17 protein-coding genes are annotated in these 24,954 nt (G+C 62.2%); 7 read left to right on the top strand and 10 right to left on the bottom strand.

The features are described 5' to 3' along the window. Window positions 1-322: 322 nt before the first annotated feature. The 9 genes from LLH00_13680 to LLH00_13720 all read right to left on the bottom strand — a co-directional run bounded on the left by LLH00_13680 (window position 323) and on the right by LLH00_13720 (window position 14,443). On the bottom strand, window positions 323-1,225 hold the full coding sequence (locus tag LLH00_13680) for a tyrosine recombinase XerC (GenBank protein ID MCE5272323.1): 903 nt from the start codon (window positions 1,223-1,225) through the stop codon (window positions 323-325). Window positions 1,226-1,444: 219 nt separating this feature from the next. Then, window positions 1,445-3,805: a type I DNA topoisomerase gene (gene topA, locus LLH00_13685; protein MCE5272324.1), complete on the bottom strand. Its 2,361-nt coding sequence runs from the start codon at window positions 3,803-3,805 to the stop codon at window positions 1,445-1,447. 191 nt (window positions 3,806-3,996) lie between these two features. Continuing rightward, window positions 3,997-4,512 carry a DUF494 domain-containing protein gene (locus tag LLH00_13690; GenBank protein MCE5272325.1) on the bottom strand — a complete coding sequence of 172 codons (516 nt, stop codon included), beginning with the start codon at window positions 4,510-4,512 and terminating at the stop codon, window positions 3,997-3,999. After that, entirely contained in the window at window positions 4,497-5,129 is a 633-nt protein-coding gene (locus LLH00_13695) for a shikimate kinase (protein ID MCE5272326.1), read from the bottom strand. Before LLH00_13695 ends, LLH00_13690 begins: the two co-directional genes overlap by 16 nt. Then, window positions 5,126-6,331: a chorismate synthase gene (gene aroC / locus LLH00_13700; protein ID MCE5272327.1), complete on the bottom strand. Its 1,206-nt coding sequence runs from the start codon at window positions 6,329-6,331 to the stop codon at window positions 5,126-5,128. Before aroC ends, LLH00_13695 begins: the two co-directional genes overlap by 4 nt. Before the next feature lie 80 nt (window positions 6,332-6,411). Further along, on the bottom strand, window positions 6,412-7,377 hold the full coding sequence (locus tag LLH00_13705; protein ID MCE5272328.1) for a magnesium transporter CorA family protein: 966 nt from the start codon (window positions 7,375-7,377) through the stop codon (window positions 6,412-6,414). 289 nt (window positions 7,378-7,666) lie between these two features. Continuing rightward, complete coding sequence (locus tag LLH00_13710) at window positions 7,667-10,084, bottom strand: PAS domain S-box protein (protein MCE5272329.1); 2,418 nt, start codon at window positions 10,082-10,084, stop codon at window positions 7,667-7,669. Window positions 10,085-10,393: 309 nt separating this feature from the next. Next, a complete protein-coding gene (locus LLH00_13715; protein MCE5272330.1) occupies window positions 10,394-13,009 on the bottom strand; it encodes an AsmA family protein in 2,616 nt (871 codons plus the stop codon). A 189-nt stretch (window positions 13,010-13,198) separates the two neighbouring features. Continuing rightward, window positions 13,199-14,443: a hypothetical protein gene (locus LLH00_13720; protein MCE5272331.1), complete on the bottom strand. Its 1,245-nt coding sequence runs from the start codon at window positions 14,441-14,443 to the stop codon at window positions 13,199-13,201. A 393-nt stretch (window positions 14,444-14,836) separates the two neighbouring features. Between LLH00_13720 and LLH00_13725 the strand changes: the two genes are divergently transcribed. From LLH00_13725 to gltA, 7 genes are all read left to right on the top strand, one after another. Next, window positions 14,837-17,566: an anaerobic ribonucleoside-triphosphate reductase gene (locus tag LLH00_13725; protein ID MCE5272332.1), complete on the top strand. Its 2,730-nt coding sequence runs from the start codon at window positions 14,837-14,839 to the stop codon at window positions 17,564-17,566. Beyond that, window positions 17,566-17,973: a hypothetical protein gene (locus LLH00_13730; protein MCE5272333.1), complete on the top strand. Its 408-nt coding sequence runs from the start codon at window positions 17,566-17,568 to the stop codon at window positions 17,971-17,973. Before LLH00_13725 ends, LLH00_13730 begins: the two co-directional genes overlap by 1 nt. Then, window positions 17,970-18,752, top strand: coding sequence for an anaerobic ribonucleoside-triphosphate reductase activating protein (locus tag LLH00_13735; protein ID MCE5272334.1), 783 nt, complete (start codon window positions 17,970-17,972; stop codon window positions 18,750-18,752). Before LLH00_13730 ends, LLH00_13735 begins: the two co-directional genes overlap by 4 nt. 1 nt (window position 18,753) lies before the next feature. Beyond that, window positions 18,754-19,191: a dUTP diphosphatase gene (gene dut, locus LLH00_13740; GenBank protein MCE5272335.1), complete on the top strand. Its 438-nt coding sequence runs from the start codon at window positions 18,754-18,756 to the stop codon at window positions 19,189-19,191. An 82-nt stretch (window positions 19,192-19,273) separates the two neighbouring features. Then, window positions 19,274-19,648, top strand: a complete 375-nt coding sequence (locus LLH00_13745) for a cupin domain-containing protein (protein ID MCE5272336.1) — start codon at window positions 19,274-19,276, stop codon at window positions 19,646-19,648. A 206-nt stretch (window positions 19,649-19,854) separates the two neighbouring features. Next, window positions 19,855-21,429 carry a TIR domain-containing protein gene (locus tag LLH00_13750; protein MCE5272337.1) on the top strand — a complete coding sequence of 525 codons (1,575 nt, stop codon included), beginning with the start codon at window positions 19,855-19,857 and terminating at the stop codon, window positions 21,427-21,429. 407 nt (window positions 21,430-21,836) lie between these two features. Beyond that, window positions 21,837-24,200, top strand: coding sequence for an NADPH-dependent glutamate synthase (gltA, locus tag LLH00_13755; protein MCE5272338.1), 2,364 nt, complete (start codon window positions 21,837-21,839; stop codon window positions 24,198-24,200). Between the two features lie 103 nt (window positions 24,201-24,303). Here gltA and LLH00_13760 read toward each other — a convergent pair whose 3' ends face one another. Then, on the bottom strand, window positions 24,304-24,954 hold the full coding sequence (locus LLH00_13760; GenBank protein ID MCE5272339.1) for a hypothetical protein: 651 nt from the start codon (window positions 24,952-24,954) through the stop codon (window positions 24,304-24,306).

The raw sequence follows: 24,954 nt of genomic DNA on the forward strand, positions 1-24,954 counted from the left end.
GTCGAATTATTTCCGCTGTCGATCATTTCACCGTCCGTAAAAGCCGTTTGAAATACTTGGGAAAAAATTAAGATACAACTTTTCAGGCTTATTTTCAATATACTTCCGAGTGTAACGCTGTCAGAAAATTATCTTCTCCGCAAAAACACTTCCTGCGCTCCGGCAAAATTCCGCGAACGTTTCGGCCTCGCCGGGTGTTCTTTCAATGGTGGCCACAATGATCATTATCACGACAATCACGGAAAGGACCGGGAGAGCCGTTCGGCCTGTTGTAAACAGGCGTCCCGGGACCAGGACCGTTGGCAGGAGGGGGTTCAGGTGATTATTCGCCGCTGCGCGGGTGAGCCTGGCGGTAGACTTTCTTGAGGCGCTCGACAGTGAGGTGGGTGTATTTCTGGGTGGTGGACAGGCTGCTGTGGCCCAACATCTCGGAGATCGCCACCAGGTCCGCCCCGCGGTCGAGCAGGTGCGTGGCGAAACTGTGGCGCAGGGCGTGCGGCCCCAAGCGGCGCGAGTCGCCGGCCAGGGCGCAGGCCTGGCCCACCAGGCGCTCGATGAAGCGCCGGTTGACCCGTCCGCCGCGAGGGCCCAGGAACAGAGGCGACTCGGGACCCAGACGGCCCTCGCTCTTGCGCCGCTCGGCCAGGTAGGCCTGGATCGCCTCGGCCGCCACGCTCCCGAACGGCACGATCCTTTCTTTCGAACCCTTACCCAGCACGCGCACCGTGAGCCGGGAAAAGTCCATCTGGCCCAGGTTCAGGCTGACCAGCTCGCTCAAGCGCAGGCCCGAGGAATAGAACAGCTCCAGCATGGCCTGGGCGCACAGGCTCCTCAGGCTGCCGTCACCGAACACCTCCAGTAACTGGTCGGCCTGGCCCTCGGTCAGGTACTGCGGGTGACGTTTCTCGGTCTTGAGCGAGGTCACCGCCGCAGCCGGGTTGGCGCCTGTCTGGCCGGAACGCAGCAGCCAGGCCATGAACCCGCGCACCGCGGCCAGCTTGCGGTTGATCGTGGTCCGGGCACGTTCCAGACGCGCCAGTCTGGCCAGCCAGGCGCGCACCGTGGTCCGGTCGATCCCGGCCGGGTCGGGCTCCGCCGTGCCGGTGTACTCACGCACAAAAGCGCAAAACTCGGCGAGGTCGCGCCCGTAAGCGTCAACCGTGTGCGCCGAGTACTTGCGCCGGAGGCTCAGATGACGGATGAATTCCTTGACCTGCTGTTCCACGTCGCTGCCCCGGGTTGCGGAATCCGGCCGGCTTCTCCGGTCGGCTGGTAACGCCAAGCTTTTAAGTAAATAAACGGTCTCTGACCGCGATTGTCAAGGGAGCGCCGGCGTGGCCGGATTCTCCGCACTAACCCGCGCGATGTAGCGGCAGGCCCCTGTGCCTGCCGTTCCGGTTTCGGGCGGCCACAGGGGGCCGCCCATACATCCAAATAAGCCAGCTCAACCCTTGGGCCCGCCCTCTCCAGACGGGGAGCCGGCGGCGTGGGCCAGCTGCTCCTCGCTAAACTTACCCTTGCAGGCCTCGCAGTAGATGTAGTGCATGCGGCGGCCGGTCTTCTCGAACAGCGGGCGCGCCCCGCAGGTGGGGCAGACCGTGTCGATCGGGCGGTCCCAGGAGGCGTAGTCGCAGGCCGGGTAGGCCGTACAGCCCCAGAAAGTCTTGCCGCGGCGGGAGCGGCGCTCGCTCAGCTCACCCTTGCAGCCCTCGCGCGGGCAGGCGATCCCGGTGGTGACAGGACGGATCTCGCTGCACGCCGGGTAGTTGGTGCAGGCCAGGAACGGCCCGTAGGGACCGTTCTTGCGGGCCATCGGGCTGCCGCACTTGCTGCATGTCTCGCCGGTCACCTGCTCGGTCACGATCTGGAGGCCGCCGCGCTCATCGCGCTTGAACTGGCGCGTGTTCTTGCACTGCGGGAAATTGGAGCAGCCCAGGAACTCGCCGTGGCGGCTCCAGCGGATCACCATCGGCGCGCCGCACTGCTCGCAGGCGATCTCCGTGGAGACAGTGACTTTCTGACGGTTGGCCAGGGCCGTTTCCAGGGCCGGCTTGAAACTGTCGTAGAACTCGTGCAGCACGACGTGCCAGTCCTGCTGCCCCTCCTCCACCTCGTCCAGACGACCCTCCATCCGGGCGGTGAACTTGACGTTCAGGATCTCGGGGAATTTCTCCACCAGCAGGCTGTTGACCGTAAAGCCCAGCTCGGTGGGCTTGAGCGCCCCCTTGAGCCGCTCCACGTAGCCCTTGTCCAGGATCGTGCTCATGATCGTGGCATAGGTCGAGGGCCGTCCGATGCCGTTGGCCTCCAGCTCACGGATGAGCGAGCTTTCCGTGTAGCGCGGCGGCGGCTGGGTGAAATGCTGGTTCGGGGTAACATCGAGAGGCGCCACTTTCTGGCCCTCCTCGAGCGGCGGCAGGAGACGGTCCTCATCGTTCTCCGGCTCGGACCCGTCGCTGTTGCCGTTTTTGGACTGGGTTTTCTCCAGGCTCTCGTGGTAGACCCGGGTGAACCCGGCGAAGCGCATAATGCTGCCCACGGCGCGCAGGACAAAGCGCGGCCCGGCCTCGATGTCCACTGTGGTCTGGTCGTAGACCGCGGCTTTCATCTGGCAGGCGACAAAGCGCGACCAGACCAGGGTGTAGAGCTTGTTCTGGTCGGGGGTGAGGTGGCGGCGCACCTGCTCGGGGCGGCGGAAAGCGGAGGTGGCGCGGATAGCCTCGTGGGCGTCCTGCACGTTGCCTTTCTTGCTCACGTAATGGATCGGCTTTTCGGGCACGTACTGCTCGCCGAACTCCTTGGCGATCAGGGCGCGTGCCTCCTCGATGGCGGTCTCGGCCAGGCGGGTGGAGTCGGTTCGCATGTAGGTGATGAGCCCCACCGTGCCCTCGGCGCCCAGGTCCACGCCCTCGTAAAGGGTCTGGGCCACCTGCATCGTTTTCTTGGCCGGCCAGCCGAAAGTGACCGCAGCCTCGCGCTGCATGGTGCTGGTGATGAAAGGCGGCGCCGCGCTGCGGCGCTTCTCCTTGCGCTCCACCTGGCGCACCGTGTAGCTGGCGATTGAGCGCAGCTCGGCGGCCAGCGCACCCGCCGTATCGGCGTCCCGCACCCAGAAACGGTCCTTGCGCTCGGCCTCCGCGTCGGGCCGGGTGACCAGCCGCAGACCGTCCACCGAGTACAACCGGGCCTCGAAACGCTCTTTCAGCTCGGTGGCCAGCAGGGCCTCGATGCTCCAGTACTCTTTCTGGATGTATTCCTGTATCTCGCGCTCGCGCTCGCAGACCATCCGCACGGCCACCGACTGCACGCGCCCGGCCGAAAGCCCGCGCCGCACGGTTTTCCAGAGCAGCGGGCTGATCTGGTAGCCCACCAGGCGGTCGAGGATGCGGCGGGCCTGCTGGGCCTCGAACAGGCTCTGGTTGAGCGTGGTCGGGTGCTGCATGGCGGCCAGAACGGCGCTCTTGGTGATCTCGTTGAACATCACCCGGTGCACCCGCGCGCTGTCGCGTCCCAGGATGCCGGCCAGGTGCCAGGCGATGGCCTCGCCCTCGCGGTCCGGATCAGGGGCGAGGAATATCTCGCCGGCCGAGCCGGCGGCGCGCTTGAGTTCGTTTATGACTTTGTTCTTGCCGGGGATCACCTGGTAAGTGGGCTGGAAATCATTGTCCAGGTCCACTCCCAGCTTCTTTTCCGGCAGGTCGATCACGTGGCCCATCGACGCGCGCACCTCGAATCCATCCCCCAGGTACTTGCCCAGGGTGCGCGCCTTGGCTGGCGACTCGACTATGACCAGGTTCTTCGACATCCTTATCTCCCGTGACTCAACTTGAAAACCACCGGCGCGCACCCGCACAAGGTTCCACCCGCCCGGTCCGACCGGCGACTGAGGCCCGTAGCGCTCAACAAAAACTGCCGGCTTCGCCCTCACTCCGAGCGTCCGGCAGTGCTCTATTCAACCCGGTCCGCACCCGGTGAGGCGCGGACCGGGACAGGGGTTCAATTGAGGCGGCGCCGCTGCAGCGGACGCAGGCTCTGGTCCTCGAAAGTCTCGAAACCGCTGAAATCATCCGCCTCGGCCAGGCCCTCCCGTGTGGCGTCCTGGTCCAGGATCAGGTCCATCATCACCCCCTGAAGCTGCTCGCCGCTCTCCACCTCCAGCTCGTTCTCCAGGATGTAGGCGATTATCTCCTCGCACTCCTGGGGACTGAGCATGCCCATCTCGCGCATCAGCCAGAGATAGCCCTGCGCCCCCGGCCCGATACGCCGGGCCTCGGACTCATCCAGCACCCGGAAAGAGCGGGCGCGCGACAGGTTTTTCTCGCGCTGGCGCGAATCGGTGCTCTGCGGCTCGAGCTGCAGAAGGTAGGCGTTGATCCCTTTGACTATCTCATCCAGGGTGTAGCCGCGTTCCATCAGCTCGCGGGTTATCGTGCGCAACTGGCGCTCGAACACCTCGTAGGTGCGGAAGCGGCTGTTCATGTAGGTGATGATCTCTTCTACGTTACCCTGCACTCACATCCTCCGTGGCCGTTATCTGTATCCACTGTCGGGTCCACCCCGGATATCCCATCCGGTCGGCTGCTCCCCGACTGTCGCTCCAGGGCGGCGATCAACCGTCGCGCCACCGCCCGCACTCCCAGGCCATCCGTATCCACGGCCAGGTCGCACTGCTCGTAGTACCGGCTGCGTTCCTCCAACAGGCGGCGAATCTCGGCCTCCGGATCCTCGACCTTGAGCAGGGGCCGCACCCGCCCCCGGCTGGAACGCAGCCGGTCCAGCACGGTCTCGGGACTGATTTTGAGCCAGACCACGCAACTGTGTCTGCGCATCAGGCCGCGGTTCTCGTCGTCGATCACCGCACCGCCGCCCGCGGCCACGATCTGGCCCGGCACGGGCAGCACCTCGCGCACCACCTGGCGCTCGATGGCCCGGAACGCCGCCTCGCCGTCCTCCCGGAAAATCCGCTCGATTTTCTTGCCCGCACGCGCGACTATCTGCGTGTCCAGGTCGACGAACTCCAGGCCCAGCTTGCGCGCCAGCGCCCGTCCCACACTGCTCTTGCCCGAGAACATGAAACCGGTCAGGCTCAGGCTCGGCTTACCGAAAAATAGTCTCTGCGGCTGAGTCATGAGATTCTTTTTAGATAATTGCGGTAGTTGGCCTCGATGTCAAGTAGGTTCGCCCCGCCGAACGTCTCGAGGAAAACCGTGGCCAGCTCGATGGCCACCACCGCCTCACCCACCACACTGGCCGCCGGCAGGGCGCAGACATCGCTGCGCTCGGTGGAGGCCTGCACAGGCTTGCCTGTGGCCAGGTCCACGGTCCAGAGTGGCTTCATCACCGTGGGGATGGGTTTCTTGGCCGCGTGCAGGATTATCGGCTCACCGTTGGACATCCCGCCCTCGGCGCCCCCGGCGCGGTTGGTCTTGCGCCAGTAGCGGCCGATATGATTCGGCCGTCCGGGTACAGTCTGGCCCGGCTCGCGCAGGAATATCTCATCGTGCACCGTGCTTCCCGGACGGCGGCAGTTGTCGAACGCGCTGCCCACCTCGGCCCCCTTGACCGCCGGGATCGAGACCAGGGCCCGCACCAGGCGCGAGTCCAGGCGGCGGTCCCACTGGGTGTAGCTGCCGAGCCCCGGTGGAAGCCCGGTGACCACCACCTCGAAGATGCCGCCCAGGGTGTCTTTCTCTTCCTTGGCCCGGGCGATCCGCTCGATGATAGCTTTGGTCGCCTCCGGGTCCAGGCAGCGCACATCGCTGCGGTCGGCCAGCTCGCTGATCGCCGCCGGGTCGATCCCACAGTCGAAGCTCCAGCCGGGGGCCGACACCTCGCCCAGGGCGATCACGTGCGAGCAGACATGGATGTCGAAATGCGTGAGCAGGGCCTTGGCCACCGCCCCCACGGCCACGCGCGAGGTGGTCTCGCGGGCGCTGGCGCGCTCCAGCACGTTACGCACATCCGAATGCGCGTACTTGAGCGCCCCGGTCAGGTCGGCGTGGCCGGGCCGCGGGTTGGTGACAAGTTTCGACGCCACCAGCTCCGGGTCGTTCTCGTCCGGGTTCATCACCCGTTCCCAGTTGACCCAGTCGCGGTTCCAGATGAGAAGCGCGATCGGGCTGCCCAGGGTGAGCTGTCCGCGCACACCGGCCACGATTTGGCAGCGGTCGCTCTCGATTTTCATCCGGTCGCCGCGCCCGTAGCCCAGTTGACGGCGGGCCAGGTCGCGGTCGATCTGGGCGGCGGTAAGATTCACTCCGGCCGGGAAATCGTCGATTATGGTGTTCAGGCACTGGCCGTGGCTTTCGCCAGCGGTGAGGAAACGGAACATCGGTCTGCCTTTGGTTGTGTTGTCTTTTACGCGGGTACAGTCTCCCGCACCTTTATACGGGCCATCCGTGACTCTCTCACTCAGGCCTTATGTATCGACTTGCGCGTCTGGCCGTCCGGGTAGCGCTCGATTATCCGCACCACCAGCAGCCAAGTCAGCCAGCCGAACAGCACCATGCCAAGCGTGAAAAGGGAGTACGAAACCCTCCAGTCCATGTTCCCGGTCATCACGGTGAACTCCGACATCCCGAGGATGCTCGCCACCAGGTTGAGCGGCAGGAACACGATGTTGATCAGGGTCAAGTTCTTGAGCAGGACGTTCATGTTGTTGTTGACAATAGTCCCGCGGGCGTCCATCAGGCCCGAAAGGATCGTGCTGTATATATTTGCCTGACGGGCGCACTGCTGGTTCTCCAGCAGCACGTCGTCCAGGAAATCGACCTGTTCCCTGCGCAAAGCGAGTCTGTCCGCCATGTTCCTGAGCTTGGCCAGCACCGCGCCGTTGGCCTCGATCGCGTCAAGGTAGTACACAAGGCTCTCGCTGAGCGCGAACATCTGCAGCAGGTACTGGTTCTCCATGGAGGAGGTTATCTTCGACTCCAGGGTGCCGCTGAGCTGCTTGATCACCTTAAGATGCCCGACATAGTGACGGACCGTGTGCAGAAGATAACGCAGCAGAAAATCCGTCAGCGAGGATACCCGCTGGAACTCCTTGGCTGAAAACGGGACTGAGCCTTCACTCATGACTATTATCAGATGCTCGTCCTGCAGGAACAGGCCCATGGATGAGACTTCAAGTTGGAACTGCTCATCGATTGTCGCGCTTTTCGGCTGCTTCCAGATGATTGAGACACGTTCCTGGGCTAACTCAATGCGCGAGACCTCGTCCGGGTCGAGCGCCGATTCGATGTCGTAAGAATCCAGCCGCAGCTTTTCTGTGAGATAACGCTTCTCATGGTTGTCCGGAGCGACATAAACCATGATGTCGCCCTGCTCTTGCGAGTCATCCCGGATCACACCGTTGTCGACCAGTAATACCATCCGCATTCACAATCCCTCCCTTGCTGCCGTTTGCCAATGAATATTCGGTCCGCCGTTTGAAAACTCTGTCACACGGGCATGGCCTGCCGCACCTCTGCATCAAGAAATCCAAACCACCTGAAATTCTCATCTATCCTTGGCATCCGTGATTCCGGCGGCCAAATCAATCCCCCTCGATCCCCCTTTTGAAAAGGGGGAAGAAAAACCTACACCCGCAACTCCCCCACCCCGAAGCTTACGAGGTTAATCATAATCGTTCCTGAGCGCAAGCGCAACGCGGGGTTCCACCTGCGTGTCAATTCACCCCGGCCGGGGCCTCATCCAGCACCTTGCGCACGGCACGGGCCAGTTCCTCGGCCTGGTAGGGCTTGGTCAGGAAAGCTTTCGCCCGGGTGAGGATTCCCCGGCGGGCGTCCTCATCGCTGTGTCCGGTGCAGATTATGACCCGCACCTCGGGCTGTATCTGCTCCAGCCGGGCAAAGGTCATGGTGCCGCTCATGCGGGGCATGGTCAGGTCGAGCACCACCACGCCGATGTTGTCCAGCTCGCGGGCGAACACCTCCAGCCCCTCCTGGCCGTCGGAGGCGCTCAGCACCCGGTAGCCGTAGCTTTCGAGGATACGGCAGGCCAGGTTGCGCACCAGTTCCTCATCCTCCACCACCAGGACAGTCTCGCTGCCGCCCCTGACCGTGGCTGAAACCGGGGTGACCGGCCGGGTCGGTCCGGACGCCACCTCGGGCAGGTAGATGTTGATCGCGGTCCCGCGTCCCGGCACCGAGTCGATCTCGATGAAGCCGTTGCTCTTGTTGCAGATGATGTTGTAGACCATCGAAAGGCCCAGCCCCTGGCCCCTTTTCTCCTTGCCGCGGGTGGTGAACAGCGGCTCGAAGGCCCGGCGTTTGACCTCGTCGGACATACCCACCCCGGTGTCGCAGAAAACCAGTTGCACGTAGCGTCCCCCGGGCAGGCCGGTGGGGTCCTCATGGCCCAGACTGGTGTAGCCCGAGGCCAGCAGGGCGATGTAGTCCCCCTGGCGCACCCCGCGCTCGACCACGGCCTGCACGGAATTGGTGCCCAGGTTGAGCAGCACCTGGTGCAGTTCCGAGGGGTCGACCATCACGAAGAACAGGCCCGGCCCGAAACCGATCCGTTTCTCGATCATGCGGTCGGTGGTCTCGCCCAGCAGCTTGAACACCTCCACCGCGATATCGTAGACATCCGTGCGCTCGGCGCGCGAGGCGGCGCTGCGGGTCAGGCTCTGGAACTGGCGGATCAGGTCGGAGGCGCGCTGGCAGGAGCGCTCGGCCTCCTGGAGGTACTCGCGCTGACGGCCGCTCAGATCGTCCTGGTCCATCTCCATCAGGCTGAGGTTGCCCAGGATGCCGGTGAGCAGGTTGTTGAAATCGTGGGCGATCCCGCCAGCCAGGGTGCCGAGCGAATCCATGCGCTGGCGCAACTGGAGCTGTTCCTCGAGTTGGCGGATCTGGGTGCGGTCCTCGGCCACCTTGATGTAGTGGGTGATCTCGCCGCGCTCGTTGATCACCGGCGAGATGGAGGCCGACTCCCAGTACAGCTCGCCGTCCTTACGGCGGTTGTGGAACTCGCCGCGCCAGATCTGTCCCGAGCTGATCTGCAGCCAGAGCCGGCGGTAGAAATCGCTCGGGTGGTCGCCGGATTTGAGGATGCGGGGGGCCTTGCCCACGACCTCCTCGGGGCTGTAGCCGGTCATCTCGGTAAACTTGGGGTTCACGTACTCGATGCACCCGTCCAGGTCGGTGACCACGATCACGCTGGGGCTCTGCTCTACGGCATAGGAGAGCTTGCGCAACTGCTCCTCGGCCTTGCGGCGCTGGGTGATATCCTGGCCCACCTCGAAAATGTGCGACACGCGGCCGGAGTCATCCAACACGGCCTTGCGGGTCCAGAGCACCCAGACCCGTTCTCCGCCTCGCGTAACGTTCTCGCACTCGTGCACCGCGTAGCGCTCGGGGCGGGCCAGACGGTCCTCCAGGGCCGAACGGGTGTCCGCGCCCGTGGAATCGAGCAGCGGGACGATGGTCCCCAGCAGGTGACGTCCCAGTATCTCCTGCTCGCTCCAGCCGAAAAAGCGCTGGGCGAACTCGTTGAAAAAGGTGATCCGGCCCGCGGTGTCCACCCGCATGATCAGGCTGCCGGAGTGCTCGACCAGGTCGCGGTACTTTTCCTCGCTGCGGCGAAGGGATTCGGCGGCCTGCTCCTGGGCGGTGATATCGATCACCAGGCTGACCCCGGCCTCCACCTCGCCGTTGCCGCGCAGGATCGGGAAAGCGTTGCCCACCCGCCAGCCCGGCACACCCTCGCGGTTGCGGTCGTTCCATTTCAGGCCGACATAGCTTTCGCCCTGGAACACACCGTCCACCACCTTTTCCGTGGCTTCCCGGGTGGCCGCGGTGGCGATCAGGTCGTAAATAAGACGACCGAGCGCCTGGTCCTTGCGGTAGCCGTAGACATCCTCGGCGGCCCAGTTCCAGGCCAGCACCCGCCCCTCCCGGTCGAAAGAGTAACAGACAATGGGCATGTTCTCGATCAGGCCCCGGTAGCGCGACTCGCTCTCCAGCAGGGATTCTTCCAGAAGGCTCGCCCGGGTAAGGTCCTTTTCGAGGGAGGATTTCAAGCGACGCAACTCGACCAGCTCGCGAATCATGCTTTCCTTGGTCATCTCGAAATCGTGCATCTACCGCCCCAGTTCTCCTCTGTACCAACCCGCCGACCGCCCCGGGCCTCGCCTGGTCCGGACCGACTCGCTCCACCACCTCACCTGGCGGGAAAGGTACGACGGATATGCCGAATTTATTTCTTTCACCTGGCGTGAAACAGCGGGGGACTGTCTGCCATAATGCTTGCCGCAGGAACAAAATCACCAGCTAAAGATAGCTCAGCTGTTGATTTTGTAAAGAGTTAAATTTTCCGCACCGCCCTCACCCTGCCAGGCGCGCCACGGCGAATCAGGCCCGCCCCGGGCGCACTCTGTCTCTCTCCCGGCTCAGGGTGTAGGGGTGCTGTCAGCGCTCTTTTTTTTCTTGAACAGGTTGTTGATGAGCTGCTGGGCGCCTTTTTTCAGGGCATCTTTTTGTTTAGGTGTCGCGCTGTCGGCCGGGGCCGCGCTGTCGGCGGAGGCCTTTTTCGACGAGCCGGAGAACAACTTGTCGATCTGGCGGCCCAGGGCGTCCTGGACTTTCTCCTGGACCCGCTGCCTGACCGGGGCGGAATCCCACTTGAACTTGGGCTTGTCCGCGCTGCCCGAAATTTTGAAACCCAGCTCGATACGGCGGTCGGAATCCGAGAGCAAGGAGGCGATCTCGCCCGGCAGCTTGGCCCGGTACTTGGTGCTCAGGGACTCGTTCAGGTGCAGCCGGAGCGCATAATCCAGGCTGCCGTCGAACCCGAACGAGCCGTTGGCGCTCCAGTCACCGGCCGAGGTGCTGAGGCTGAGGTTATCCGTGTGCACCCGCCCGTTCTCGAACACCAGCTTGCCGCCCCACTGCTTAAACGGCAGGCTGTCCAGCTCGCCCATGCCGCTGAAAGCGGCCAGGCTTCCCAGGAACGGCCAGCCCGAGACTGTCCCGTCACTCAACATATACTCGCCCGCACCGCTCAGGCTGCTCAGGATTTTTTCCGTATCCAGGCCCTTGCCGCTCAGCTTGATCCGGGTGTCGATCCTGCCGCTCATGTACTTGCCGATCGAGGCCAGGGGTGAAACGGCCTGCCCGGCGACGAGGCTCAGGGCGTCCACCTGCACCTCGAACCTCGGCACGCCGTCCGTCCCCAGGCCCAGGCTGCCCCGGCCCTCGACCCGTCCGCCGTACAGCTCGGCGCTCAGGTTCTGCAGCTCGATCAGGCTGTCGCGCACGCTGAATGCCAGGGCGGCGTTCTGCAGGTCGAAATAACGGGAAAGCACCAGACGGTCCAGACGGGCGGCGCCGGAGCCGTGGGACAGGGCCAGGGGCAGGACCCAGGCCGAGCCCTCAGGTCTGGCTTTCTCTTTTTCCGCCGATGCCAGGCTGTCGGAGGCCACGAAATCGAATATGTTGAGCATCGGTCCGCTGAACTCGGCTGTCCAGAGCGGCCCGGCGGAGGCTTTCTCGTCCCACAGGGCCGGAAAACCGCTCAGGCTGGCTTTCAGGGTAAGATCGCTCTCCCCGGCGCGCACCCTCGCCTCCAGGCTCGGGATGTCCTGCCCGGCGAATTCGGCGCTCAGGGTCGGGATGCCGATCCGCTGGGGCAGGGACGGGCCGCTGAGGTAGATGTCGTTTCCGCTCACCCGGCCCGAGACACTGAGCGCAGCGGGCTTCTCGATCACTCCGCTCAGGGCCAGGTCGGCCTGGAGCTGGCCCTCGCTGGTCCAGCCCTCCAGGGCGGGAACCAGGACAGGCAGGTCATCCAGGCGCAGGGAGGTTTTAAGCTTTGCCTCCCAGGGCGTGGTCGCGCCCCCCAGTCCGACCCGTCCGCTTACCGAGACCGGGTCGAGGCCGAAGGTGGCATCCAGTTTCTCCACCCGCAGCTCGCCGCGGCGCAGGGTCAGGCGGGTGTCGATCCCGCCCAGGGGACGGGACAGGCCGGCCAGCTCGGCCTTGGCGTTGGTGATGTCGGCGCTCAGGCTCCAGTCCAGACTGTCCTGTCCGCCGGGGTTAATGGTCAACTGGCCCGACAGCTCCAGCTCGCCCTGGGTGATCCGCAAGCCCAGCGAGTCGATAAGCCCCGGCGGCAGCAGAGTGGCGGCGCGGCCCAGGTCGCCGACCTGGCCTTTCCAGGTCAGCGAGCACTCAGGCAGGGCCGCGCGGTAGTCGCTCACCCGTCCTCCACCCTCCAGCAGGACCCCGGCCAGCTCCGCCTCCAGATGGTCGATCGCCACCGTGCCGCTGGAGGGGTCGACATCCGCCCCCAGGTTCAGCTTGAGCGGCAGGCTGCGCTGCACCGCCACACCCCAGGAGGCCCCGGGGGTGGACAGACCCTCCAGGATCAGCTCGAGGGCCAGGCGCTGGCGGGAGCGGGACTCATCCAGCTTGAGCTGCAGGTCCAGCGGCCCGGCATCCAGGACTACAGGAGTCTCGCCGCTCAGGTCGCGGTAGTGTAGCCGCGCCTGTTCCACCGAGGCGGCGGCCAGCAGGAACGCAAACCCCGCGCCCGAGGATTTCTCCCCCGGCTCGGTTGCCGCGGTCGTGTCCGACCCGGCCAGGGACTTGAAATTGAACACTCCCCCGCGGTCGCGCACCAGGTATACCTCCGGCCGCACGAACAGCAGGCTGCGCACCTCGATACGGCGGGCCAGCAGGGGAAGGAGCTTGAGCCGCAGGTAGAAACGCTCGGCCTGCACGAAATACGGGCTGTCGTAGCGCGGGTCCTCGCCCACCCGGATGCCGGAGGCGCTGATCGACAGGCCGCGCAGCACAGTGAAACCGGCGCTTTCCACGCTTACCGTGCGTCCGGTGGCCCGGCTCAGGCGCTCCTCGACCATTCCTTTAAGTGTATCGGGCGGGAAAATGAAACGCAGCGCCACCAGCAGGATCAGCACCAGAGCCAGCAGGACACCCAGACCCAGCAGAAGGGTCCGCAGGGCTGTCCGCAGAAAGGCGGCTCCCCGGTTGCGCGAAAACGTCATCTCAGCCCGTGGAAAACCGTGTGGCATAACCAGTCACTCCAGACTTGCGGGCCAGGCCCGTTGGATGTCTGAGCCGGGCCGGCCGGAAGGTCGCCCAGGCATTTAACCCATAAAATCGTACAGAGTTAAAATGCTTTGATCGGCCGGACAGCGCAACCATTCCGTGAGACCCAAAGGAGGGAGACGATTCTATTTATCGAGCTTGTGGAGAAGTTCGGCGGCCCGGTCGCGGCTGCCCTCGAAGTCGGGCAGGCGACGCACGGTCTGCAGACGCTCCCGGGCGCGCAGGGTGTCCCCGGCCTGAAGATACAGCCCACCGGCAATGAAGTTGGCGGCAGACGGCAACCACTCGGGCTTGATTTGCCCGGCGGATACTATCTCCTCGAATGCAGCCAGGGCCTCCTCCCGGCGCTCCAGCTTGCCACGGCAGATTCCGATGCGGTAGAGCATGGACCAGCGGGTGAACATGCGGTTGCGGTAGAACGGCGTCCCCGAGTCCACCCGCTCCAGAACGGCGCGGAAAACGGTCTCGGCCTCGGCGTAATCCTTGTGGCGCAGCAGGATATCACCCAGGCGCCACTGGATGAGCGGGTTGTCGGGGTAGCGCTGCGCCAGGGAGTGCGCCAGGGCCACGATCGACGAATCCGGCGGCTCGGTCTCGGAGTAGATGTTGAGCAGCATGATCCCGGCCGCATCCTGCGAGTAGTAGCCCCGCTGGGCGGCCAGCTCCAGGCTCGCCAGGCCGCGGGCGCGGTCGCCCTCGAACCCGTAGACCTCGGCCAGCACCCGGACCAGCCGGGGCAGGATATCCGTGAAGTACAGGTAGATGCCCAGGCCCATATAGCTGTCGTAGTACTGCGGGTCGAGAGCCACGGTGCGCTGCACGTACTGCCAGGCTTTCTTGGCCAGGGGCGCCATGGCCAGCCAGCGGCGGTCGATCAGGGCAAGCAGGGCCTGCTGGCCGTAGACCGCCCCCAGATAAGAAGTGCCCTCCAGCTCCCCGCCGCGCTGGCTCATCACACGCTCGGCGCGGGCGCGGCACTGGTCGTTGGCCTCCTCGAAGGCGCGCTTGAGCGCGGTGTCGTCGTCCTCCTCGGGTAGAAGGAACAGCCGCCAGGAGAGCAGGGCGCTGCGGAAAAACGGTCCCGCCGGCCGTCCGGGATGGGCGCGGGTCCAGCGCTCCACCAGCACCTCGGCGCTGTCGAGCTTCATGTTCAGCATCAGGGCAGTCGCCTGCTTGAGGGCCGGTTCGTACAGCGCGGTGTCCAGCGGGCTGGCCGGGCCGCTCGGCCCGGCCAGTGCGACAGCCTGGGGGGAAAAAACTGCCAGCAGAAAAAAACCGGCCCGCAGTAGATTTTTCCCCCGGTACAGGGGGTCGGGATAACGTAAAAATATTTTTTTCAGGCGCCCGGAACCGCTCCCCGAAACTAACATTTTTCTAACTTCCCTCACCGTTTACGTCAAGAAATAAATGTCATTGAATCGTGATTTACGGTTCAATAAAGCCAACTCAAAGAATCAATGTGAGTTACAACATTTGGTATGGCCTTGAAAAAATAACAACAATATCTTGTGTTTTTCTCTTGACAAGGCTTCGCCGAACAATATCTTAAAAAAGCGTCACAGGAAAAGACATTCCGTTGAGGACAGCCTGTGCTCATAAAGTACTCAAGAGACCGCCAGGATGCTTGAAATCCAGCCATATGAATATAATCGCCGCTCGATAAATAATTGGAATCCGACTAACGCGCAAATGACTATCTATTCTCATTCCCTCGCCGGATAGGACATTAGCAGTTAGTACACTTCTGCATGGCGGGAGGTTTCATGCCCTCATCGGTACCGTTTTTGTATTTCAAGAAGCGCAACGGCACGGTTGTCCCGTTCGAGCCGGAAAAAATCACGCGGGCGGTGGCCCGCGCGGCGGAGGCCGTAGCCCGGCAGGAGGGCGTCCGCGTCGAGAGCGCCAAGTTCGCCGAGGTGACCGAGCGGGTGATCCTCTACCTCGACGACCCGTCCAGCGAGTACTACGTATTCCAGGACGAAAAGGGCCAGCGCATCCCGGAGATCGAGGATGTACAGGACCTGGTGGAAATCGTGCTGGCCGAGGAGAAGCTTTCCAGCATCGTGGCGGCTTACAAGCGCTACCGCAAGATGCGCGACCTGGCCCGCCGCAAGATCCGGGTGCGCCACGACCACGGCGGGGCGGTGGACCCCACGGACGCCGGGCTGCTGCTGGTCGAATCCCTCACCAGCGAGGTGGTCCATCCCTGGGACCGCGCCAAGATCGTGCGCCAGTTGATGCAGGAAACGGGCCTGAACAGCGAGATCGCCAACTCGGTGGCCAAGGCGGTGGAAAACCGGGTCATCGGCGGCGAGTTCGCAACTGTCAACACGGCCCTGATCCGTGAGCTGGTGAACAACGAGCTGATCGACCGGGGGCTCAACGAGCAGCTCAAGGACCTGAGCATCTACGCAGTGCCGCGCGACTATGTCGAAACCCTGATGTTCAACAAGAGCAGCGAGAACAGCAACATAGTCAACAACAACCCCGAGGCGGTCAACCTGTCGATCGCCGAGCTGGTGCTCAAGCAGTGGGCCCTGGAGACGGTCTACAGCCCCGAGGTCAAGCGCGCCCACGACACCGGGATGATCCACGTGCACGACCTGGGCTACCCGCACCGGGTCTACTGCTCCAGCCACAGCCTCGAATACATCAAGAAATACGGCCTCACCGGCCTGGAGAACCTGAACACCGAGAGCAAGCCCGCCCGTAGCGCCTCGGTGCTAACCGGCCACCTGAACACGTTCCTCGCCTCGATGCAGGCCAACTACGCCGGCGCTCTGGGCATCGGCTACATAAACGTGTTCTACGCCCCGCTGGTCGAGGGCAAGGACCGCACGCAACTGAAGCAGATCGCCCAGGAACTGGTGTTCAACGGCTCGCAGAACGCGTTCAGCCGCGGCGGCCAGACCCTGTTCCTCGATTTCAACATCCACAGCGGGGTGCCGGCCTACTTGTGCGCCGTGCCGGCGGTCGGGCCGGGCGGGCATTACATGCTGCGCCGGGCGGACGGCTCCAGGGTGGCCCTGGAGGAGCGGCGGCTGGAGGCCACCGACTCCCGCGGACACAAGCTGATGGAGCTGGTCCTGCACGAAAGCGAGGAGGACGAGGGCCGGGTGGTGTTCCGCGAGACGATCAACCCCAACGGTGGGGTGATCGTACCGGACAGGCAGGTGGCTTCCGAGCTGGAATCTCGCGGCGAGCGCCTGGTCACCTACGCCGATTACCGCAGCACCGCCCAGGAGTTCGCCCGGGCGCTGCTGGATGTATTCGGTGAGGGGGACCGTCACGGCAAGGTGTTCGAGTTCCCGAAGTGCGATTTCCACGTGAACGAGGAGTCGTTCAACGACCCCGAGCAGAACGCGATCCTGCACCACGCCTGCGAGCTGGCCAGCCGCAACGGGAGCACCTATTTCGTGTTCGACCGGGACGAGGTGACCCTGAGCGCCTGCTGCCGCCTGCGCACCACGATCAACGACAACTATATGTTGCTGCACCCGGAGAGCATGCGTTTCTGCGGTTTCCAGAACGTGACGATCAACCTGCCGCAGGCAGCCTATCGCGCCGCGGGCGAAGGCAGGCGCACGGTGGAGGGGCTGATCGAGGAAGCCCTGTCCACGATGGACCTGGCGATGGAAGCCCACGTGCAGAAACGCGACAACATCAAGCGCATGATCAGCGGACGGGGACGCCCGCTATGGCAGATCGGCAAGAAGAGCATGGACGGCTGCCCGTACGTGGACCTGGACGAGTCGACCTACATCATCGGCCTGATCGGCCTGAACGACGCGATCAAGTTTATCACCGGCAAAGAGTTCCACGAGGACGAGGCCGCGGTGGAGCAGGGGCTGCGGGTCACGGCCGCCATGTACCTGAAGACCAAGAAACTGGCCGAGAAGCACCGCCTGAAAGTCACCCTGGAGGAAACTCCGGCCGAGAGCGCCGCCCGCCGTCTTGCCAAAAGCGACCTGATCTATTTCAACCGTCAGGCGGCCCAGATAGTCAAGGGCTCCATCGAGCAGGATACGGTCTACTACACCAACAGCGTGCACCTGGCCCCCGAGGCCCCGGTGAGCCTGGTCGAGCGTATCCGCAAGCAGGCGCGATTCCACTCGATGATCGAGTCCGGGGCGATCACCCACGCGTTCGTGGGCGAGGAGCGGCCCGACCCTCAGACCATCTACCGCCTGGTGCGCGAGACTTTCTACAAGACCCAGACCGCGCAGCTCACGGTCAGCCCGGAGTTCACCTACTGCACCGAGTGCAACGAGATCACCCGCGGCCTGCACCAGATCTGCCCGGCCTGCGGCAGCGACAAGACGTTCGGCGAAACCCGCGTGGTGGGCTATTTCTCGAAGATAGAGAACTGGAACAAGTCCAAGCGCGAGGGCGAGTTGCTCGACCGTCGCCGCGGCAACTATTCAGTCAACGAGCCGAACGGCGCCAATTCGGCCCTGATCCGCGCGGCCGGCCCGGCCAAGGGAGGTGAGTGATGAAAACTCTGAAGGCCGCGGTGTTCGGCAAACAGGGCTGCGACAAGTGCGACCTGCTCAAGCGCCGCCTGGGCAAGCTGTTGCAGGAGGAGACCTACGCCGGTTTCGAGATGGAGTACCTCGACCTGGGCACGGTCGAGGGCCTGATCCGCTTTTCCCAGGCCGAGGTGCTGAACCCGCAACGCGTACCCTGCCTGTTCGTTTACAGTCTGAACGGCGGTGGAAGCGGGCCGTCCCAAAGCCCGTTGCGCTGCCGCAAAAAAGTGAGCCGCCTGAACGAGGAAGAGGCCGAGATCGAAACCTATCTTTCGCTGGAAACGGATTACCGCACGAGTGGAGTGATAACCCCCAACGCGATCCGCGAGGTGCTCGACCAGGCGCTTTCACTCCAGGCGGCGGGTGTATGATGGGCAACGCCGAAACGAATGTTTGGCCGTCGATGGGAGCCTGTGCCGCGACAGTATACGAGCCTGAGGATGACAGCCGTCTGAGCCCGGTCTACGCCCTTCTGCGCCGGGTGAGCATGATCGACTACCCGGGACGGCTGTGCCGGGTGCTGTTCCTGGCCGGTTGCAACATGCGCTGCGTGTTCTGCCACAACCAGGAGCTGATCCATCCGCAGAAAGAAAGGCTGAGCTGGGAGCGCCTGGAGGAGATACTTCTCTCCAGCCGGGAGAACTGGGTCGACTCGGTGACCGTGACCGGCGGCGAGCCGACTCTGAACAGTCGGCTGCGCGAGCTGATCCTGCGCCTGAAAAACCTGGGGTTCAAGGTCAAGCTCGACACCAATGGCACCGCGCCGGAGCGCCTGGCCTCCCTGCTGCCGATGCTGGACTGGGTGGCCATGGACTATAAGGCCCCGCTGGAGCGCTACCGCCTGATGACCGGCAGCCCGCAGCTCGAGCTGGAGAACATCTCCCGCAGCGTCGCCATCCTGCGCGACTGGGAGGGGCCATACGAACTGCGCACCACTGTTGTTCCCGGGCTGCACACGGAACAGGACATCGAGCAGATCTGCCGCGAGCTGGCCGGAGTGCGGCGCTACGCCCTGCAGGCCTATGTCCCGCCGCGCGATGAGGCCGAGGGGGTGCAGCTCCCGGCGGGACGGACCCCGATCAAGCTGCTGCGCCGGTTCTACGAGCTGGCCAGCCCGCATTTCCCTGAGACCGTGCTGAGAGGCGGCTGAGATGAGTTTGAGATGTGAGCTTCCCTACCAGCTGGATGCCGAGGGTCTCGAGGAGCCGGGCTATGCCCATCCCGGGGATGCCGGCCTGGACCTGCGGGCTTCCGAGGCTCTGGTGATCGGACCGGGAGAGCGGGCGCTGGCGCCCACGGGACTGCGGTTCGCCATCCCGGAGGGTTTTGTCGGCCTGATCTGGGACCGTAGCGGACTGGCGGCGCGGCACGGCCTGCACTGCTTCGCCGGGGTGATCGACTCGGGCTACCGGGGCGAGGTGAAAGTGGTCCTGGCGAACCTGGGGACCGAACCGTTCAGCGTGGAGCGCGGGATGCGGATCGCCCAGATGCTTGTCCAGCCCGTGGTCGCGGCCTCACCGCTGCGAGTGGAGAGCCTGGAGGAGAGCCGCCGCGGCGAGGGCGGGTTCGGCAGCACCGGCACGCATTGAGCCTGTAATCCATACCTGAGGGCCCCGCGGGAATTACCCCTGCGGGGCCCGTTTTTAATCCGATCCGTGGGAGGGGACACAGATGAAAGACAAGGCCGTCAACCTGAAAGAGCGTCTGGATAAGATTGTCGAGCTTTGGTCTCCGCGCGTGGTCGGTGAGGTGAACGACACTTACATCAAGCTGGTCAAGATCAAAGGCGAGCTGGCCTGGCACCGTCACGCGGATGAGGATGAAATGTTTCTGGTCCTCAGGGGAAACCTGCGTATCGAAATGGAAAGCAGCACAGTGGAGCTGAGCGAGGGGGATTTTTTTGTGGTGCCGCAGGGCGCGCCCCACAACCCGGTGTCGGAGGAGGGCTGCGAGATAATCCTGATCGAGCCCAAGACCACCCGTCACACCGGTGACACCCTGACCGAGCGGACAAAGAGCATCGCGGAGCAGCTTAAGGCGGATTGAGGCGTATGGGATTATCAACAATTGAATCGCTCTGAGTATTGGTCTAACATCTATGTGGATGACCATTGTATTATTCGTAATTTAAATTATACTTTATTGTGGCAATGCAACTCGACTACAACAATCATTTAAATGTCTCAGATTGATAATCAGTCCCAGTCTTTATTGTGCACAACTTAACAATCCACAAAATAAGGCAATAGTGTATGAACGGGAAAAAGAAACTTGTTGAAGTTTTTAAAACCATAGGTTTACCTCAATATACATATGTCAAACCGGCGCATTACGGTGAAGTACGTGCTGATGTTGAGCAACCAGGTAAGCACCTTCTCATCGAAGGACCTTCAGGTACTGGCAAAACTTGTGTTATATATAAGATTTTTGAAGATCTTAAGTGGACAAATGGAACTGATTTTCTTTATGTAAGTTGTCGAGACGCCAATGCCGAGATACAAATAAATAATTTCTTTGAATGCATCTCAAACAGCGTATCCCCATCTTGCCCGATGATCGTTATAGACGACTTTCACCTGTTATCAGTTACTCGAAGGATGCAAATAGGCGGTAACCTAAAGCGCCTAAGCGATCGTGCATATGAGCAATCGTCTCCGCCCAAAGCAATATTAATTGGTATCCCAGCAAGCGGAATATCACTGCTTTCTGATGCATATGATCTAGGTCCTCGACTAGGTTCATATAAGGTAACAAAAGCAAGTGATAATGAGATAGATCAGCTTATAACCGAAGGTGAAATAGCATTGAATATTTTATTTGAGGATCGTGATATCCTCTTGGGTGAAAGTGCTGGTAATTTTTGGCTGGCACAATATATATGCAGCAAAGTATGCGCAGTTAAAGAGGTTCACGAAACACAGGACGAGGTGAAAATTCTTTCATTTGATTTACTCGGAATCCGTCAACGCCTTATGTCTGAACTTTCTCAACGCTATATGCACGTCGCCAAAACGTTTGCCAAAGGTAAAAAGTGGCGCCCTGGCGGGAACAAGCCATATCTAGAGCTTCTTCTTGCTCTGGCGAAGGTTCCTGACTCGGTTGTAACTTTTGATAAAATATTGAATTTAGTTCCAGACAGACGAAAACCAGGACTCAAGGCAATTCGTTCGCGTATTGCTGAAGTAATTTGGGATCCTTCAAAAAACATAGATATGAGAAAACACATTGCTTTCGAGTCAGATTCAGGTTTCTCGATAGAGGATCCACTATTCAGGTACTTCCTCTCTAATTTGCAAATAAGTGATCTCTATCGAGAAATAGGCATAGAACCTGATAACGTCGAACACTCTAAACTATATACTTATGACATTGGTTTCTCATTTGCGGGTGAAGTGCGTCTGATAGTTGAGACAATTAATACAGAATTAAAGAATGAAGATGTTGTTACATTCTACGACTATGACCAGCAATCTTTCTTACTTGCGCTCGATCTTGAAAATACTCTAAAAAGGATTTATAAAGAATCTTGTAGATACTACCTTGTATTTCTTGATGCAAATTACAGCGAGAAGGTCTGGACAAAGTATGAAAGAGACATCATGACAAAGTCTGGGCGCAAAAACCATATTATTCCTATATTACTTGATGAGAAGGGGACTGAGGGTACAGTAGGCATCCCCACAACGATAGGTTGCATTGACCTTCGGTCACAGTGGGCCTCTATAGTTAAATACGGCGCTGTCAATAAGGACACAAGAGAAATTCTTAGGAATAGGTGCATTATTCCGCTTCTTGAAAAGCTTGACACTTTCACAACAATCGTTTGATAGGATTGTCTGTCTACCCAAATGAACGAATGCCATAGAATAGATACTGCTGTAATAGCTGTCAAACAGATGATTTAAGGCTTGATTGTACAGCTTTAATCCAATTTATAGATCTTGCGAAATCACCTTTCAATCATTAATGTTATACTTTTTGCAACCATTCATTTTGCATAAAATAGATTAATATCTAATTTACTACACGTAATATAAATTAAGGAGAAAGACTACTAATCTCTCTACATTGATTATCCGCTTCTCCTTCATTGCCCTGTCCTCGTTATCGCATTATATTCAGCCCTTTCCCGCGGCCCGGTCCCATCGCTTAAAGCCGTATTCCCCAGGCAATCCGGCCGCTCGTACCCAAATCGAACACGAAAATCTCAAGCTGTGCTCCGGGAGAACCCTCGATGGCAAGAATCACGAGTAAAAAGATAATCGCACCCAACACGGTCAGCCTGGAAATACTCTCCCCCAAAATCGCCCGCAAGAGAAAAGCCGGACAGTTCGTGATCCTGCGCGCCCGCGAGCAGGCCGAGCGCATCCCGCTCACCATAGCCGCCAGCGACCCGCAGCGCGGCACCATCCGCGTGATATTCCAGATGGTCGGCCATTCGACCCTGGAGCTGGGCCAGTTGCCCGAGGGCGGCGAGGTCTGGGATGTCGCCGGGCCGCTGGGCCAGCCCACGCATATCGAGAAAGTGGGCGCCGTGGCCGCGGTGGGCGGCGGCATCGGCGTGGCCGTGGCCCTGCCCATCGCCCGGGCCATGCGCGAGGCCGGCAACCGGGTGATCGGCGTTATCGGAGCGCGCACCAAAGAGCTGTTGATCCTGGAAGAGGAGATGCGCCAGGCCTGCGATGAGCTGCATGTCACCACGGATGACGGTTCCTACGGACGGCACGGGTTTGTGACCCAGGTGCTGGACGAGGTGCTGAGCGCCGGCAACCCGGTCGGGCAGGTGCTGGCGATAGGACCTGCGCCCATGATGCGCGCGGTGTGCGACCTGACCCGTGAGAGGGGCGTGCGCACCCTGGTCAGCCTCAACCCGATCATGATCGACGGGACCGGGATGTGCGGCGGCTGCCGGGTCTCGGTGGGGGGCGAGACGCGTTTCGCCTGCGTGGACGGGCCGGAGTTCGATGGGCACCAGGTGGACTGGGACACCCTGGTCAACCGTCAGCGCATGTACATCGGCCAGGAGCGGGAGGCGCGCGAACAGTTCGCCGAACGCCACCCCTCGCCGGAGGATCCCTGCCGTCTGGAAGCCCAGATCGACTCCCTGCCCGCGGAGCAGGCGACCGCGCCGGCTGCCCACGAGCCGTCATCGGCCCCGAACGCCAAGCCCTGGGAGCTGCCCCGTCAGCCCATGCCCGAGCAGCCCCCGGCCGAGCGGATCAGGAACTTCCGCGAGGTCCCGCACGGTTACACGCCGCTGCAGGCCGTGGCCGAGGCCCGCCGCTGCATGCAGTGCAGGAAAGCCTCGTGCAGTGTGGGAAAGCTGAACCGCGAAACCGGCGCGGTCGAGGGCGGCTGCCCGGTCGAGGTGGACATCCCGGCCTTCATCGGCCTGATAGCACAGGGCGATTTCCAGGGCGCGGCCCGGAAAATAAAGGAAAAGAACCTTCTGCCGGCGATCTGCGGACGGGTCTGCCCGCAGGAGGAGCAGTGCGAGCTGTTCTGCACGGTGGGGGTCAAGGGCGAGCCGATAGCGATCGGTCGCCTGGAGCGTTTCGCCGCCGACTGGGAGCGCAGCTCCGGCCAGGTGGAGCTTCCGCCTGTCGCCGCTCCCACCGGGCACAGGGTGGCGGTGGTCGGCTCGGGCCCGGCCGGCCTTACCGTGGCCGGCGACCTGGTGCGCCAGGGACACGCGGTCACGGTGTTCGAGGCCCTGCACCGCGGCGGCGGAGTTCTGGTCTACGGCATCCCGGAGTTCCGCCTGCCCAAGGAGATCGTGCGCCGCGAGATACAGTTCCTGGAGCGCCTGGGCGTTAAGTTCGAATACAATTCGGTTGTCGGCAAGCTGGACACCATAGACGAGCTGCTGGGCGAGGGCGGCTACGACGCCGTGTTCGTGGGTTCCGGAGCCGGGGCGCCCATGTTCCTGGGCATCCCGGGCGAGAACCTCAACGGCGTGTACAGCGCCAATGAGTACCTCACCCGCTCCAACCTGATGAAAGCCTTCGACTCTGTCTACGACACGCCCATCGCGCTCTCGCGCCGGGTGGCCGTGGTGGGCGGCGGCAACGTGGCCATGGATGCGGCGCGCACCGCGCTGCGCCTGGGAGCCGAGAAAGTCTCGATAATCTACCGCCGCTCGCGCAAGGAGATGCCGGCCCGGATCGAGGAAATCCACCACGCCGAGCAGGAGGGTATCGAGTTCAGCCTGCTCTGCAACCCGGTGCGGGTGCTGGATGACGGCAAGGGCTGGGTGAGCGGCCTGGAGTGCCTGCGCATGGAGCTGGGCGAGCCGGATGAGTCCGGGCGGCGGAGGCCGGTGGCGGTGCCGGGCTCGGAGTTCGTGGTCCCGGCGGACACGCTGGTGGTGGCGATAGGAAACGTGCCCAATCCATTGATCCCGCAGTCCACGCCCGACCTCAAGCTCGGGCGGCGCGGCACGGTGAGCGCCGACCCGGCCACCGGGGCCACCAGCAAGACAGCAGTGTTCGCCGGGGGGGACATCGTGACCGGCGCGGCCACGGTGATCCTGGCCATGGGCGCGGGACGCAAGGCCGCCCAGGCCATACACCAGTACCTGGCCGAAAAGAAAAGCTGAGCGCCCGGAAAGATCGGCGGATAAACAAATAAGCCTCGCGGGGAGTGATTCCCGCGGGGCTTTGTCTTAAGACGGCAGCCGCAACCAGGCACCGGGTCCCGGCTCACTTGTGGGACAGGACATTCAGCAGGGCCAGCAGGTCGAACACATCGATACGCCCATCCGCGTTGAAATCGTTCAACCCTCCGCTGTCGTCCCGCTGTGAGGACAAGGCCCGCAACAGAAATAGAAGGTCGAACACGTCCGCCTTGCCGTTGCCGTCCGAATCGCCGGGGATCGGCGGCACGCCATCGATCCTCAGCGCGCCGTTCACCCCAAGCGCCGGCAATGGCTGCGCCTGGACATCCACCAGGTTTATCCCCATCAGGCGAAACTGCACCCTCTTGGAATACGCGCCGTCCTTCACCGCGTATTCGAGAGCGAACAGGGCAGTATCGCCCGGTGCAATCGCCTCGGTAGACAGCTTGTACAGCATCACACGCAGCGTGTCCTTTCGCAGCGCCCTGGCCACGGTCCAGCCGCTGACCGCGCTCAACCCTTTGACTTCCAGAAAAGTCAGATCGGCGCCCGGCACGGGCACCAGGTCGAACTGGACGCTGCGCACGGGTTGATCGTTTTTCAGGCTGAGGCGCAGGGTCGCCGTGTCGCCGGCGTCCACGCTCGGGCTGTCGAGATACAGGCTGTTCTGCGCCTGCACTGCTCCACATACGATCAGAAGCAATCCACTCAGGATAGCTTTGATCTTATATACCAT

The organism is bacterium, from assembly GCA_021372515.1.
Taxonomy (GTDB): Bacteria; Gemmatimonadota; Glassbacteria; order GWA2-58-10; family GWA2-58-10; genus JAJFUG01.

Bases quoted from the DNA above. Each gene is read 5' to 3' on its own strand.
- LLH00_13710 (MCE5272329.1), bottom strand. From the start codon at position 10,084: ATGCACGATTTCGAGATGACCAAGGAAAGCATGATTCGCGAGCTGGTC.
- LLH00_13705 (MCE5272328.1), bottom strand. From the start codon at position 7,377: ATGCGGATGGTATTACTGGTCGACAACGGTGTGATCCGGGATGACTCG.
- aroC (MCE5272327.1), bottom strand. From the start codon at position 6,331: ATGTTCCGTTTCCTCACCGCTGGCGAAAGCCACGGCCAGTGCCTGAAC.
- gltA (MCE5272338.1), top strand. From the start codon at position 21,837: ATGGCAAGAATCACGAGTAAAAAGATAATCGCACCCAACACGGTCAGC.
- LLH00_13750 (MCE5272337.1), top strand. From the start codon at position 19,855: ATGAACGGGAAAAAGAAACTTGTTGAAGTTTTTAAAACCATAGGTTTA.
- dut (MCE5272335.1), top strand. From the start codon at position 18,754: ATGAGTTTGAGATGTGAGCTTCCCTACCAGCTGGATGCCGAGGGTCTC.
- LLH00_13715 (MCE5272330.1), bottom strand. From the start codon at position 13,009: ATGACGTTTTCGCGCAACCGGGGAGCCGCCTTTCTGCGGACAGCCCTG.
- LLH00_13760 (MCE5272339.1), bottom strand. From the start codon at position 24,954: ATGGTATATAAGATCAAAGCTATCCTGAGTGGATTGCTTCTGATCGTA.
- LLH00_13730 (MCE5272333.1), top strand. From the start codon at position 17,566: ATGAAAACTCTGAAGGCCGCGGTGTTCGGCAAACAGGGCTGCGACAAG.
- LLH00_13720 (MCE5272331.1), bottom strand. From the start codon at position 14,443: ATGTTAGTTTCGGGGAGCGGTTCCGGGCGCCTGAAAAAAATATTTTTA.
- topA (MCE5272324.1), bottom strand. From the start codon at position 3,805: ATGTCGAAGAACCTGGTCATAGTCGAGTCGCCAGCCAAGGCGCGCACC.
- LLH00_13745 (MCE5272336.1), top strand. From the start codon at position 19,274: ATGAAAGACAAGGCCGTCAACCTGAAAGAGCGTCTGGATAAGATTGTC.
- LLH00_13695 (MCE5272326.1), bottom strand. From the start codon at position 5,129: ATGACTCAGCCGCAGAGACTATTTTTCGGTAAGCCGAGCCTGAGCCTG.
- LLH00_13725 (MCE5272332.1), top strand. From the start codon at position 14,837: ATGCCCTCATCGGTACCGTTTTTGTATTTCAAGAAGCGCAACGGCACG.
- LLH00_13735 (MCE5272334.1), top strand. From the start codon at position 17,970: ATGATGGGCAACGCCGAAACGAATGTTTGGCCGTCGATGGGAGCCTGT.